General features: G+C 39.1%; 9 protein-coding genes. 5 read left to right on the top strand and 4 right to left on the bottom strand.

Going from position 1 to position 13,038, the window contains the following annotated elements; all coding sequences use genetic code 11:
- Positions 1–25 precede the first annotated feature (25 nt).
- Positions 26–1,411, top strand: coding sequence for a phosphoglucosamine mutase (gene glmM, locus RM553_RS15610; protein WP_311535881.1), 1,386 nt, complete (start codon positions 26–28; stop codon positions 1,409–1,411).
- A gap of 1 nt (position 1,412) precedes the next feature.
- Here glmM and RM553_RS15605 read toward each other — a convergent pair whose 3' ends face one another.
- The gene (locus RM553_RS15605) at positions 1,413–2,318 is read right to left on the bottom strand and encodes a lysophospholipid acyltransferase family protein (protein ID WP_311535880.1); all 906 of its coding nucleotides are present in this window, start codon (positions 2,316–2,318) and stop codon (positions 1,413–1,415) included.
- A 52-nt stretch (positions 2,319–2,370) separates the two neighbouring features.
- On the opposite strand from RM553_RS15605, the gene RM553_RS15600 reads away from it, so the two are divergent.
- Together RM553_RS15600 and RM553_RS15595 are read left to right on the top strand one after the other, a co-directional pair.
- On the top strand, positions 2,371–3,018 hold the full coding sequence (locus RM553_RS15600) for a rhomboid family intramembrane serine protease (RefSeq protein WP_311535879.1): 648 nt from the start codon (positions 2,371–2,373) through the stop codon (positions 3,016–3,018).
- 42 nt (positions 3,019–3,060) lie between these two features.
- Positions 3,061–3,744: an SIMPL domain-containing protein gene (locus RM553_RS15595; RefSeq protein WP_311535878.1), complete on the top strand. Its 684-nt coding sequence runs from the start codon at positions 3,061–3,063 to the stop codon at positions 3,742–3,744.
- Between the two features lie 70 nt (positions 3,745–3,814).
- Here RM553_RS15595 and RM553_RS15590 read toward each other — a convergent pair whose 3' ends face one another.
- Positions 3,815–4,930, bottom strand: coding sequence for a redoxin domain-containing protein (locus tag RM553_RS15590; protein ID WP_311535877.1), 1,116 nt, complete (start codon positions 4,928–4,930; stop codon positions 3,815–3,817).
- A 146-nt stretch (positions 4,931–5,076) separates the two neighbouring features.
- Between RM553_RS15590 and RM553_RS15585 the strand changes: the two genes are divergently transcribed.
- Positions 5,077–7,443 carry a GAF domain-containing protein gene (locus RM553_RS15585; RefSeq protein ID WP_311535876.1) on the top strand — a complete coding sequence of 789 codons (2,367 nt, stop codon included), beginning with the start codon at positions 5,077–5,079 and terminating at the stop codon, positions 7,441–7,443.
- On the opposite strand, the gene RM553_RS15580 is transcribed toward RM553_RS15585, so the two are convergent.
- Positions 7,435–8,619, bottom strand: coding sequence for a Pycsar system effector family protein (locus RM553_RS15580; protein ID WP_311535875.1), 1,185 nt, complete (start codon positions 8,617–8,619; stop codon positions 7,435–7,437). The genes RM553_RS15585 and RM553_RS15580 overlap by 9 nt on opposite strands.
- 50 nt (positions 8,620–8,669) lie before the next feature.
- On the opposite strand from RM553_RS15580, the gene RM553_RS15575 reads away from it, so the two are divergent.
- On the top strand, positions 8,670–12,383 hold the full coding sequence (locus tag RM553_RS15575) for a metallophosphoesterase (protein WP_311535874.1): 3,714 nt from the start codon (positions 8,670–8,672) through the stop codon (positions 12,381–12,383).
- 73 nt (positions 12,384–12,456) lie between these two features.
- On the opposite strand, the gene RM553_RS15570 is transcribed toward RM553_RS15575, so the two are convergent.
- Positions 12,457–12,912, bottom strand: coding sequence for a hypothetical protein (locus RM553_RS15570; RefSeq protein WP_311535873.1), 456 nt, complete (start codon positions 12,910–12,912; stop codon positions 12,457–12,459).
- Positions 12,913–13,038: the final 126 nt, after the last annotated feature.

The raw sequence follows: 13,038 nt of genomic DNA, 5'->3' as shown, positions 1-13,038 counted from the left end.
TTTTTTATGCCAAATCAACAATATAATGAGCTTAATTAAATCAATTTCTGGAATAAGAGGAACCATAGGTGGAAAAACATCAGAAAATCTTACCCCAATAGACACAGTAAAATTTGCTGCCGCCTACGGTACATGGCTTCAAAAGACTCTAAATAAAAACAAAGTTAAGGTAGTGGTTGGAAGGGATGCCCGTATTTCTGGTAAAATGGTACAGGAGCTTACCATGAACACTCTTACAGCTTTAGGTATTGAGGTTATTGATTTGGGACTTTCCACCACGCCCACGGTAGAAGTTGCGGTTCCTATGGAAAAGGCTGATGGAGGTATTATCCTCACTGCCAGCCATAATCCAAAGCAATGGAATGCCCTTAAGTTGCTAAATAGCAAAGGCGAATTTCTAAGCGGCGGGGATGGCGCCAGGATATTAGACATTGCCGAAAAGGAATCATTTGATTTTGCTGAAGTTGACGATCTGGGGGAGGTGATTAAAAAAGAAAATTATATAGATCTTCATATTAATGAAGTACTGAATCTTGCCCTTGTTGATGTTGAAAAAATTAAATCTGCAGGCTTTAAAGTAGTTGTAGATGGCGTCAATTCTACAGGAGGTATAGCTGTTCCCAAACTCCTGAAAGAAATGGGAGTGGAAGTAATAGAATTATACTGTGAACCTAATGGGCATTTTCCTCATAATCCCGAACCTTTAAAGGAGCATCTGGGCGATATATGTAAATTGGTAAAAGAGGAAAAAGCAGATCTTGGTATTGTGGTAGATCCAGATGTTGATCGTTTGGCCTTTATCGATGAAAAGGGCGAAATGTTCGGTGAAGAGTACACCCTGGTGGCTTGTGCAGATTATGTTTTACGTAAGAGAAGTGGCTCTACGGTTAGTAATTTATCTTCTTCCCGTGCGCTGCGGGATATTACCAATAAACATGGCGGGAGTTACGAAGCCAGTGCAGTAGGAGAAGTGAACGTGGTCAAACTAATGAAAGATACCAATGCCGTTATTGGTGGTGAGGGGAATGGAGGAATTATTTATCCTGAAGCCCATTACGGTAGGGACAGCCTGGTAGGCGTAGCCCTATTTCTTACCCACCTTGCAGAGAAAAATATTAAAGTTTCAGAACTTAGGGAAGAATATCCGGCTTATTACATGAGCAAGAATAAAATTGAACTCACTCCGGGATTAGATGTGGATGGTATTTTAAAATCGGTGCAGAAAAGGCATGAAAATGAGGAAATTTCTACAGTTGATGGCGTTAAAATAGATTTTCCTGAAAACTGGGTACACCTTAGAAAATCCAACACAGAGCCTATAATAAGAATTTACACCGAAGCTAAAAGTCAACAGGAAGCAGATGACCTTGCCCAAAAAATGATAAAAGAAATACGGGACATAATGGCATGATTCAATCTATAATCTTAGCGCCTTCCGGAAGAGGGGTGTTTCTATGTTTCCACCTTTTATGCGTCCAGAGATAAAATTCGGGTTTATTCCTAATTTGTTCTTCAAGAAGATCGAGGTAGGTTCTTGTTATTTTATTTGGAACTTCTTCCTGCGCATTATCAGTAATATTTATTAGAGTGGCAACATAATGTCCACGGCTTACTTTTTCAACATGAAGATAAATAACAGCCGTATTAAATTCCCTGGCCAGTTTTTCTGAACCTGTAAATACGGGAACTTTAATATTCATAAAGTCTGCCCAGTATTTAGATCTTGCCATTTTTGGGGATTGGTCTGCAATCATGGCGTAAATGCCTCTTTTGTTTTCCTTTTCGTGCTTTGTAATGGTCATCGTGGCTTTGGAAGTGGGAATAAGTTCCCCATTGAATTTGCTCCGGATGCCTTTTACCAGCTTATCGAAATAAGGGTTTTTTATCTTTTTATAGACGCCGTACGCCCTTATTTTAATTCCATATAATTGCAGGGCAATCATCCATTCATAACTGGCATAATGGCCGCACATAAGAACAATGCTTTTATTATTCTCCTGAAGGCGTAATACTTCTTCAGGATTGGTAAAGACAAAACGTTTTTTAAGTTCCCTGTTGGATATGGATAAGCTTTTTATCATTTCCAGGAACATGTCACACATATGGGAATAAAACTTTTTTCTTATGTGAAAACGCTCCTTATCACTTTTCTCGGGAAAAACCAGCTTTAAGTTATCTGCCACTACTTTTTTTCGGTAGCCAATAACGTAGTACACTAAAAAATAAACAACATCTGAGACAGCATAGAAAAGCCTGAAGGGAAGAATTGAAATTATCCATAATACCGGATAAACCATCCAGAAAACAAGGGCATGCATAAAAAAACTTTCAGCAAATATATGGTATATTTGGCACTAAACTTACATAGGTATGGGAGAATTGAATCTGGCTACTATAATAGTGATTGCAGCTAACGTTATCATTTCATTTAAAGGTTTTAATGATAATGCCTTTTTTGAAAAGTATAAATTTAATGTCGGCGATATTAACAGGGGCGCCAAATACCAGATCCTTACTTCCGGTTTTCTTCATGTAAACACCACTCATCTTTTTGTAAATATGCTTACGCTGTATTTCTTCGCAAATGTGGTGATCTATCAACTTGGCAGCACAGGATTCGTGACGGTTTATCTGGCAAGCCTGATATTGGGGAATTTGCTTTCGTACTTTTTTCACAGGGATGAACCTTTTTACAGGGCTGTGGGTGCCAGTGGGGCTGTAATGGGAATCCTCTATTCTGCTATTTTACTTTATCCGGACATGACCCTGGGCCTGTTTTTTATAATTCCCATGCCTGCTTATATCTTCGGAATAGGATATTTGCTTTATACTATTTACGGGATGAAAAGGCAGGTTGGAAATATAGGACACGACGCGCACTTTGGAGGTGCGGCAGGAGGATATCTTTTAACCCTAATTCTTGCGCCCTGGGTTTTTGAAAGCCACTTACTAATGGTAATCTTACTTGCGCTCCCAATAGTTGTACTTTTTGTACTGCAAAAAATGGGAAAAATCTAATGTGGTATTTTTCTTGATTATCTATAATAAAAGAAGAAAATTATGGTAAAAAAACTCATCCTTCTGTTGGCAATAATTTTTGCTACAGGAATAAATTCTCAAGCACAAAACCAGCCTGTAAATGCGGTAAATGTTACCGGAAAAGGCACTGTGAATGTTGTGCCGGACCAGGTGATCATTAAATCTCGCATAGAGCATGAAGGAGAAAGTGCAGTTGCGGTAAAAAAAGAAAATGACCAAGCGGTAAATGCAATTATCAAATTTTTAAAGAATAGTGGGGTTCCCGAGAAAAATATACATACGGATTATATCAATCTGAACAAAAACTACAATTATAACGACAAAACATATTCCTATGCTGCCAATCAGGCGATCTCCATTACTTTAGAAGATATTAAAGATTATGAGAATATTATGTCCGGACTCCTGGAGAACGGCCTTAATCGCATTGACGGAGTGGAGTTTAAGTCTTCTGAATATGAGAAATATGAAAGTGAAGCCAGAAAAAAAGCGGTTTTAGATGGCCGTGAAAAAGCTGAAGAACTTGTGGAGCCTTTAGGCCAACGTATTGGGAAAGCGATTTATATTAGCGAAATGACTACGCGTAATTTTCAGCCGGTTTATAAAATGGCGGCTATGGACGAGAGCAGGGAAAACCGTGAAACTATAGCACCTGGTGAAATGGAAATAACAGTGGAGGTAAATCTTGGGTTTGAAATAATGTAATCTAGTAAAAACTTTAAAACAGAAAAAGCGCCCTCCATGGCGCTTTTTCTGTTTATATCAATTTCTAATTCTAATTTAAAAGCTCGTCTACTTTGGCTTCAAGTTCGTCGCCACGTAAATCCCTGGCCACAATTTCCCCATTTTCATCAAGTATAAAAGTAGCGGGAATAGATCTGATGTTGTAGAGCTGGGCAACAGGATCCTGCCAGAACTGCAAATTAGATACATGCTGCCATTCGAGGCCGTCCTCTTCAATCGCTTCCAGCCATTTGTCTTTCTGGCCGGGACGATCCAGGGAAACGCCAATAATATTTAGGCCCTGGTCGTGGTACTTGTTATATATTTTAACCACATTAGGATTTTCAGCACGGCAGGGTTTGCACCATGCTGCCCAAAAATCGATAATGGTTACCTCACCCATAGCATCTTTTAGGGAAAGTTTTTCCCCTTCAGGTGTAGGCGCAGTAAAATTTGGAGCCTTACTACCAATCGCCACGGCGTCCTGTTTTTCCAGGGTTTCCTTTAAATCCTGTCCAATAGCGGTATTCTGAAGATTTTCAGGAATTTCATTATACATTTCTTTAATTTCCTTTACCGGATAAGCTTTCATCCTAAGCATATCCATCAGGATCATAAGAGAAACGTAAGAATCTTTATTTTCTTTGAAAATTTTCTTTTTGGAAACGGCATCGTTATCCCTTATTTCATCTTCTGCTGCCTGAAGGCTTTCCAGTTTTACAGTGTCCTGGGCACTGTATGCCTCACGCATTTCGTTTCTTCCAGCCATCACTTTCCTGTTGGTCTCCTTAAGATGGTCCATATACTGGGAAAGCGCACGGTTCTCTTTTCCGCCGGTTATCCTGGAGCTTCTCAGGCTGTCTTTATAAGCTTCAATATTTATTTCTTCATTTTCAGCAATATAAATAATGTTGCCATTCAGCCCTTCAATAGAAATAAAAGCCATTGTTGGGCCTTCATTTTCTTCAAGGTCTGCTTCAAATTTGCCATTTTCCACCTGCACCGTATCAATAACTTCAGGCCTTCTGGTTTCATCACTTATTTCAGAAATATACACATTTGTGCCGTTTTCGACTCCTTCAATATTACCGTTAAGATAATATCCTTTATCCTGTTCACAGCCAGTGGCCACTATGGCTATAGCTGCCATAATAATTAACTTTCGCATAATTCATTTTTATTTGGTGCAAAAGTAAAGAACAGTTTTCGCACTGTTTAGGATTTTGTACAAAATATTGTTAATATTTGTTAATTTCCCCTTCGTAAATATCCGATCAATTACAGAACAGGTAATTTTGAATTATATTTTAGCCTATGAAAGACCAATTGAGCGATTTTCCCCTGGATATAAAAATCAGTTTTCATAAAGTTATTGAGCAATATAAGACTGAACTTGAAAACCAACACAGTGATATTGCTAAAGAATATATGGAAAAGGTACTGGATTATGTCTCCACATTTCCGGAACTTTCAGAAGGAATTGATGATGCCAAAGACCTGGATAAACTTAGGGAACCTATAAAAGTGCTTTTGCATGATTTGTTCCCCAGCGTCCTCACCAATAATGAAATAAAAGCTGTTTCAATCCCTTACCATAATATCCTGTTTAACTCTTCTAAAAGGCTTAAAAAAATACTGGAACTTGCAGGAGAAGATTTTGTGTTGAAAACAAGAAATGTAGATGAAGATACCTACTATATAAATGCATGTATTAATATATTACAAACATGCTACGGCTACGATATAAGTTTCTCCAAACCTCTTTATTATGATATTCCTGACGAAAAAGGGGTGGTAAGGCACTACCGTATTGCCCTTAACGGAGATTTTGTAGAGATTATTCCTAAAGAGAATGCGCCGGAAATTACCCAGGAAGATGTGGATATGCTTATCCAGAACATTGGAAATATTGAATTATGGAAGAAAAAATTCCCGCCACAGAGTTATATCTTTAAAGGTTTTACCATTGTAAATCTTACAGATGTTACTGTAGATGATGCTATTTCCAAGCTCAAGACCACACTGCTTTACAATGAATCTTCCCAAAAAGAGGAGTTGCTTAATCTTCAGCAAATATTCAGGTCTATTTATAAGATTCCTGATCTCAAGGTAGGATTCACGGCCTATAATACTTCCGAAAAGAAATTTGAGAGAATGGATTCTGAAGAATCTATGAGCTATATGCTTTGGAATTCTGAAGAATTGTATCCTGAAGATCTTGGTGAGGAAGCCTATGAGAAAATTATTGAGGAGAATAGCTATTTTACCGTTGCCAATATGGATTCCTACCGGGAGAAAGCCAAAAATAAAACCCTGGCAGAAAACCTTAATGCTAACGGTGTTAAGAGCTGTATCCTTGCACCGGTGGCAAAAAACCGAAGATTGATGGGGGTCCTGGAATTAATTTCTGAAAGAAAAAATGAACTGCACAGCATTAATGCCATAAAACTCGATGATATTCTTCCATATATCGTAACAGCCACAGAAAGAAACCGTACCGATTTTGAGAACAGGGTAAAGGCAATTATCCAAAGCGAATGTACTTCTATTCACCCCAGTGTGCTGTGGGTTTTTGAAAAGGAAGCTAAAAAATTCATAAGAGATCTGGATGATGACGGGCTCGCTTCTTTTAAGGATATAACGTTTAAAGATATCTATCCGCTTTACGGCCAAATAGATATTGTGGCTTCTTCGGAAGCAAGAAATGAGGCTATTCAAAAAGACCTTATGCATCAGCTGAATTTTATTCTGGAAATAATGGATGATGCTTTAGAAATGGAAGAGCTTCCTATATATGAACAGGTGAAATACAGGATTTCAGATTTTAAGGAAAATCTTGAAAACAGCCTGAATGCTTCAAGTGAGCAGAAGGTTTTTAATCTTCTTCAAAAGGAAGTAAATCCAATTATGTCCCACCTAAAAAAGCAATCTGAAGAACTAAATCGAAAAGTAAACGAATATCAGAAAAAATTAAATCCTGAAACAGGTATTGTTTACGATGAACGAAAGAAATATGATGATACCGTTCAACGTATAAACCGTACCATGTCCAGGTATATTGACAGGAAGCAGGTACAGGCGCAAAAAATTTATCCGCATTATTTTGAACGCTACAAAACCGATGGGGTAGACCATAATATCTATATTGGCGCCTCCATGGCGAATAACAAACCATTTAATAAAGTTTACCTTTATAATTTACGGCTCTGGCAGTTAAGCACCATGTGCGAAATGGAAAACAGGTTTTACCAGTTGCAGGAGGAAACTCCTATAAAACTTGATGCGGCGTCACTTATACTTGTGTACAGCAGTACCATGTCTATACGCTACCGTATGGACGAAAAGAAATTTGACGTAGATGGTACTTATAATGCCCGTTATGAGATTATTAAAAAGCGAATAGATAAAGCCTACATCAAGAATACTGAAGAGCGGGTTACCCAGAAAGGGAAAATAGCAATTGTTTATTCACAGCGAAGCGATGAACGGGAATATTTGAGGTATATCAAATACCTTCAGGCTAAAAAATATCTCGGGAAGGAGATAGAGCTCCTGGAGTTACAGGATGTTCAGGGTGTAATAGGCTTAAAAGCCATAAGAGTGGAGGTGCTGTATACCATTCACGATCATGCTAATCAAGAAAAAACCATAACCTATGAGGAGATGGAAGAATTACATTAGGTAGAAACCAACCACGAAACTTATGACAGAAATTATTATTCCCACCATAAACACGGTGTAGGTAAGCCTGAGCAGAAGGTATTTTCGGTGCAAAACCTTACCCAAAAGGTGCAAATCCAGCATTAAAGATTCGTAAACGTAGTCTTTATCTTTAATCATCTCCTTCATTCCCCATTTAAACTGTTCAAATGGCATTTTGTGGAAATTTCCAAAGAAGAGAAGGTTTACCTTCCTGCTTTCCACCTGTTCCCTTGTAAATTCACCACTGGTAATATTTGGCCTTGTAGACATTATGGAAAGAATAATTGAAGCAACGCTAAAAAGGATCAAGATCATACTTGGGATAAGCAGGTGCTTATTGGAAGCCGCATCCAGTTTTGGGATTAAATTGGCCAGTGCCAGGGAAATAATTATTGCGTTTACCGAAAGCAGGATGTTGGCTTTGGTATCGGCAATGTCACTCAATTTAATGTGGTTTCTCAAAGTCACCCGGAACATAGACTGAATACTGCGTTCAGGATTATCATTTTTATAACGGGCTTTTAACCTGGCTTTATTTTCTTCTTTTTTTAGCTTTTTCTGGGCCTTATTTTGGGATTCAATAAGGTTTAGCAGATTTTCTTCCTTTTGTGGCTTCCATTCCTTCAGCGCGTAATCCGTATAATAACGGTGCTTTTCAGTAAAGAATTTAATGTTTTCCTGCAACCATTCGATATGGGTAAAATTCTGGACATTATGCAACTCAAGTTCCTGCCGTAAAAATTCGCTGGCATCTTCAAAATATTCCTTGGCAAAATGAGAGGAATCCGCATCCCTTATGATCATTTCAGCTTTATTCTGGGGCGCAACGCTAAATTTTGTTGCTTTAATAAGGGCACTTACCTGGTTAATAAGGTCTTTGGTGGCATTGTTTTCTTCAAGAAAGCAGGTGGCAATTTTCACACTTTCTTCTTCGTGTCCTTTATATGTTTTGGTATATCCGGTATCATGAAACCATGCCGCAAGAATAAGTGCTTCTTCTTGTTTAACATTAATTTCAGAATTATCGATCAATTCTTTGGTACTTTTAACCACACGCTGTGTGTGCTTATAATCGTGATATATGTAGGTGTTTGGAAGTTCTTCTCTAAATAAATTTTGTACAAATTTTTCTGCTTTCTCAATGAGATTATTCATATACCGATCCTTATTTTCCTGCCAAATTACAAAATTCGACTTAACCGTTTATGATAAAAAATAACATTTTATACGCTTTACTGGTGGTAGCACTGCTTTGCTCATGTTCTTCTTCAGGGCCAAAATACAGGGAAGGAGAGCCGAAGGAGGATTTTGGTTATCCTCATGATAAGGAAATTGAAAAATCCTTTTACCTGCTGGGAGATGGAGGATATTCTCCAAAAGGGGGGAGTTCAGAAGGTCTGATCGCTTTTAAGCGTTTTCTGGACTCAGTTGATAAACCTCAAAATTATTCCATTTTCCTGGGGGACAATATTTATCCCGTGGGAATGCCTGCGGAAGATGACCCGGGCAGGGAGAATGCTGAATATCGATTGGAAGCGCAATTGGATGCGATTGAAGATTATGACGGGCACGTGATTTTTATTCCTGGCAACCACGACTGGTACAGCAAGGGCATTGATGGCCTGGAAAGGGAAGCAGAATACCTAAAGGAAAATTTTGATGAGCGTCTTAAATGGTCACCAGATACCGGCTGCGGACTGGAGGTGTTGGAGATTAGCGAGAATATTGAAATGATTGTTATCGATTCCCAATGGTACCTTGAAGATTGGGACGATAATCCCAAGATTAATGACGATTGTAATATAAAAACCCGTGAAGCAATGCTTCTTGAGGTGGAGTCTGAAATTAGTAAAAATAAGGATAAGACCATAATCATAGCCATTCACCACCCGTTGCTAACTAATGGCGTGCATGGCGGCCAGTATAACTGGACCAGCCAGATCTATCCATCCCAAAAGAAAATTCCGGTTCCTGTATTGGGCTCGCTTGCCACTTTAATGCGCACAACGGGTGGTGTGTCTATACAGGATGCCCAGAATGAGCGTTACAAAGCTATGGTGCAGCGGCTCACCACGCTGGCCCAGCAGGCAGAACGGCTAATATTTGTATCGGGGCACGAGCATTCCCTTCAGTATATTGAAGATAATAATATCAAGCAGGTCGTTGCGGGATCGGGCTCTAAAGCTTCGTATGTAACCTTAAGTAATACAGGATTATTTGCATACCAGGGGCAGGGATTTGCGGTTCTGGATGTCTTTGAAGATGGCTCCTCCTGGATTAGTTTCTACGGAAATGAAAACAATAAGCCGAAGCTTTATTATCAAAAGGAAATTTTTCCTGTACCTGAATATTATGATGCTTCCGTCCTGCCCGAACATTTTCCGGAACGTTTTACTACTTCGGTTTATCCCAAAGAAGAAACAGATAAAGGAGCTACTTTCCGGACTTTGTGGGGAGAGCGTTACCGCGAACTTTATGGTAAAGATATCCAGTTTCGTGTGGCAGACCTGGATACGTTGTATGGCGGTCTGGAACCGGTGCGTGCAGGAGGCGGCCACCAAACTTTATCTTTAAGGGTTAAAGACTCCTTGGGCAGGGAATATAACTTCCGGAGGATAAGAAAAGAAGCTATCCAGTTCCTGCAAACCGTGGCGTATAAAGATCGTCCTATAGAAAGTGAACTGGATAACACCGTTGCCGAAAACCTGGTTAAAGATTTTTACACCGCGGCGCATCCATACGCTTTTTTGGCAATTCCCACCCTTTCGGAAGCTGCCGGAGTGGCACATACTAATCCCCAATTATTTTACTTGCCAAAGCAAAAAAAGCTGGGGAAATTTAATGCGCAGCATGGGGACGAAGTTTATATGCTGGTAGAACGGCCAGAAGAAAACTGGCTTGGTTATGAAAATTTCTGGAGTCCCAACCATGATATTGTAAGTACTGCCGACATGTTTGAGAGGTTGAGGCGAGATGAAAAATATTCCCTGGACGAGTCGGCATATGTGCGGGCAAGGATCTTTGATATGCTTATTGGGGACTGGGACCGGCACCAGGACCAGTGGAGATGGGCAGAAATAGAGCAGGAAGATGGTAGCCGTCTTTTTGAACCCATTCCCAGGGACAGGGACCAGGTTTTTTCAAATTTTGACGGTGCCTTTTTTGGAACATTAAGAGCACTGGCGGGATTTGCCAATCAGTTTGCTGTTTATGGAGCAGATCTCAATAATGTACAGTGGTTCAATATTTCAGCCACTGGCCTGGACAGGTCACTTCTTCAGAATACAGGAAGGCAGGCATGGCTGGAACAGGCAAAATATATAAAAGAGCATGTTACCAATGAGATAATAGAAAAAGCTTTTTCTAAACTGCCTCCGGAAACCCAGGGAGAAGCCACAGAGGATCTCATAGAAAAAGTGAAAGGCAGAAGGGATAATATTGTGGATATTGCTGAAAGATATTATGAGCAATTTGCTAAACTGGCGATTGTGACAGGAACAGATAAAGATGATTTTGTGGATGTTACCCGTATGCCTGAAGGAAAAACAAGAGTCACCATTTTCAGAAATAAAGACGGGGAAAGAGCAGACATTCTTAGCGATAAAATTTACGATAAAAAAGAAACCAAAGATATTTGGATCTATGCGCTGGATGATGACGATGAGATAACTGTGGAAGGGGATGGTGATAATTATATTTATGTACGTATTATTGGAGGGCAGAATAATGATATATACACCATCTGCAATAAAGAAAAGCTGAAGATATACGACCATAAATCGAAGCCGAACACTATTAAGGAAGGAGCCAATGCTAAATTCCGTTTTACAGATAAGTACGATATTAATACCTACGATAAGAATAAGAAGAACTATAAATCTGCCAGCATAATCCCTGCTTTTGGATATAATCCAGACCAGGGTTTTAAGATAGGAATGGAAACGGTGTATTCCGTTTACGGATTTAAAAGAAATCCTTTCACCTCCAGGCACACGCTTGGTGGTGGCATTTATTTTGCCACCGGAGGTTTTGACCTTAACTATCAGGGAGAATTTGCCAATATTATTGGCAATTACAACCTGCAGGTGGGGGCGCACTTTACCAGCCCTAACTATTCCACTAATTTCTTTGGCTTCGGCAATGAAACCACTAATTATGAAGATTCCCGTGGAATGGATTATAACAGGGTAAGAATAAGCCGGATTGGTGCAGATTTCGGCTTTGTTAACAGTACGCCCTTTGGAAGCTATTTTGCCTGGATGGCAAATTTTGAAGCCGTAAAAGTAGATGCTACTCCGGAGCGTTTTGTTACCGAAAATTATCCTGAAGATGCCAATTTCTTTGATTGGAATTATTTTGGCGGTCTGGATGCAACTTATAAGTACGAAAGTTACGATAACCGGTTAAACCCAACTCGAGGAATGCGTTTTGTGCTGAATCTTGGAGGCAAGATGAATACTGCACAAACCGATAAGCATTTTGGATATTTTAAGCCTTACCTGGGATTCTATAATGCCCTTACCAGAAACCGGAAGGTTGTACTTAAAACGCATGTCCAGGCTCATATGAATATTGGGGATGATTATGAATTTTACCAGGCTGCCCAACTGGGAGGTGATAGTGGCTTAAGAGGTTACCGCCAAGAAAGGTTTACCGGGAAAACAGCTTTTGCAACCGGTGGTGACCTGCGCTATAGTTTTGATCAGTTTAAAACAGGATTTTTGCCATTCCAGATCGGCATCTTTGGAGGTTATGATTTAGGAAGGGTTTGGAATGATTTTGAAGATAGTTCCCGCTGGCATGACAGCTATGGCGGCGGCTTATGGATAAACAGCGCCGATGCTATTAATGGTACCTTCAGTCTTTTTTCAGGATCTGAAGGAGCACGGTTTTCCTTCGGACTGGATTTTAGGTTTTAGAGTGAGTTAAAAGGAATAGCAGAATAAACATATCTGCCTAAAACAAATTGATGGCTATACAGAAATAATAATTTTATTTATTTGAATTCATGTAATGAAATTGCTTCCAATCATTTGGCAGCTGGTTTGTGATTTCAAGTTTATTTGATGTAATTGTGGGTTTTACCCTTATAACTTTTACAGAATCAGAGACATTTATTTCATGTTCACTTCTCATATTTACCACATCAATATGCCGGATATTAAACACATGCTTTCCATTTTCCAAATCAATTACCACAAAGTCTTTAGCGCGTAACTGCCCTAAATTTTTATTATCAAGCTGAATATTAAGGCGTGCGGTATTATCTCCGGTATGGAAAATATTGGCATCGTTGTAGACTAATATTTTCCCATTTCCAAGCCCGGAAAGTGAAATATCATCTTTTTCTTTTCTAACTAAATTATGTTCAGAAGGAATGGGCTTTAAAGCACAGGAAGTAATGGTAACCGATAAGAATATTAATAGTAATAAATTTAGATTTTTCACTTTTCAGGATTTAAGTTTTTGTAAATAAAGTATTTTTTCCTGAACCTCTTCTGGCCAGGTTTTAAATTTTTGCAAGAAAAAACCCGGAGAAGTTCCGGGCTTAAATTTATATAAGAGAAATAACTT

Source organism: Autumnicola tepida (genome assembly GCF_031846485.1).
GTDB lineage: Bacteria > Bacteroidota > Bacteroidia > Flavobacteriales > Flavobacteriaceae > Autumnicola > Autumnicola tepida.
This window is presented reverse-complemented; position numbering and strand designations above follow the sequence as displayed.

Bases quoted from the DNA above. Each gene is read 5' to 3' on its own strand.
- RM553_RS15600 (WP_311535879.1), top strand. From the start codon at position 2,371: ATGGGAGAATTGAATCTGGCTACTATAATAGTGATTGCAGCTAACGTT.
- RM553_RS15590 (WP_311535877.1), bottom strand. From the start codon at position 4,930: ATGCGAAAGTTAATTATTATGGCAGCTATAGCCATAGTGGCCACTGGC.
- glmM (WP_311535881.1), top strand. From the start codon at position 26: ATGAGCTTAATTAAATCAATTTCTGGAATAAGAGGAACCATAGGTGGA.
- RM553_RS15585 (WP_311535876.1), top strand. From the start codon at position 5,077: ATGAAAGACCAATTGAGCGATTTTCCCCTGGATATAAAAATCAGTTTT.
- RM553_RS15575 (WP_311535874.1), top strand. From the start codon at position 8,670: ATGATAAAAAATAACATTTTATACGCTTTACTGGTGGTAGCACTGCTT.
- RM553_RS15595 (WP_311535878.1), top strand. From the start codon at position 3,061: ATGGTAAAAAAACTCATCCTTCTGTTGGCAATAATTTTTGCTACAGGA.
- RM553_RS15580 (WP_311535875.1), bottom strand. From the start codon at position 8,619: ATGAATAATCTCATTGAGAAAGCAGAAAAATTTGTACAAAATTTATTT.
- RM553_RS15605 (WP_311535880.1), bottom strand. From the start codon at position 2,318: ATGCATGCCCTTGTTTTCTGGATGGTTTATCCGGTATTATGGATAATT.